At 64.7% G+C, this 1,013-nt stretch carries 2 protein-coding genes; both read right to left on the reverse strand.

The window, feature by feature from the left end:
- Positions 1 to 463: SPOR domain-containing protein (locus tag OC610_RS27970; protein ID WP_264432838.1), on the reverse strand; the 463-nt coding region annotated here is incomplete at its 3' end.
- Between the two features lies 1 nt (position 464).
- Positions 465 to 1,013 (reverse strand): arginine--tRNA ligase domain-containing protein (argS, locus tag OC610_RS27975; RefSeq protein WP_264432842.1); only part of this gene is annotated, 549 nt, incomplete at its 5' end.

Below are 1,013 nucleotides of genomic sequence, written 5' to 3' on the forward strand. Positions count from 1 at the left end.
CGGGCGCTGCTTTCTGCACTGGCGGCGCGGGTGGCGGCGTGATGCCGGCCAAGGCCGCCTGGGCGCGGGCGGCGTCGATCTTTGCCGCTTCGGCCGGGGTTACCGGTGTGGTCGGCACCTGGGGCACTTGCGGCGTCGGCAGGGTTTTCTCCGGCACGGCATCGGGCGGTACGATGACTTCCGATTCCGGCAGCAAAGTGTAGAAGTCGTATTTCGGCTTCACTGGCTGCGTCGGGCTCGGCGGCGTCTTGTTGGCCTCGGCGATCCGCGTGGCTTTCTGCTGCTCTTGCCGGACGCGCTTGACGTCATCGCCCTGGCCCGGCTCCAGCTTCATCAAGAAGACAATGAAAGCACCGACGGTCAGGCCGATGGCCATCCACAACCAGCCCGGGATCGGCTTTTTCGCCGGGGGCTGGTAACGACTGGCGCCGCGTTTGGGGGCAGGTTTTTTCTTGGCGGCCAACTTACATGCGCTCCAGCGTTTCCAGGCCCAGCAGTTCCAGGCCTTGCTTGAGCGTGCGTCCGGTCAGTGCGGCGAGGCGCAGGCGGCTCTGCATCTGTGCCGGTGTCTCGGCGCTGAGGATCGGGCAGTTTTCGTAGAAGCTGGAGAACAGGCCGGCGACGTCGTACAGGTACGCGCACAAGGTATGCGGCGTGCCCTTGTCGGCGACGTTGTTCAGTACTTCACCGAACTGAGCCAGCCTGGCCGCCAATTCCTGCTCGTGGGCGGCCTCGAGGACGATCTGGCCTTCCACTTCGTCGAAGTCCTTGCCGAGCTTGCGGAACACCCCCGCCACGCGGGTGTAGGCGTACAGCAGGTACGGCGCGGTGTTGCCCTCGAAGTTGAGCATCAGGTCGAAATTGAAGCTGTAGTCGCTGGTGCGGTGCTTCGACAAGTCGGCGTACTTCACCGCGTCGATGCCGACGACCTTGGCAATGTTGCGCAGCTCGTCTTCGGCCAGGTCCGGGTTCTTGCCCTTGACCAGGCTGTAGGCCCGGTCCTGGGCTTCGGT

This window comes from Pseudomonas agronomica, assembly GCF_025917275.1.
Taxonomy (GTDB): domain Bacteria; phylum Pseudomonadota; class Gammaproteobacteria; order Pseudomonadales; family Pseudomonadaceae; genus Aquipseudomonas; species Aquipseudomonas agronomica.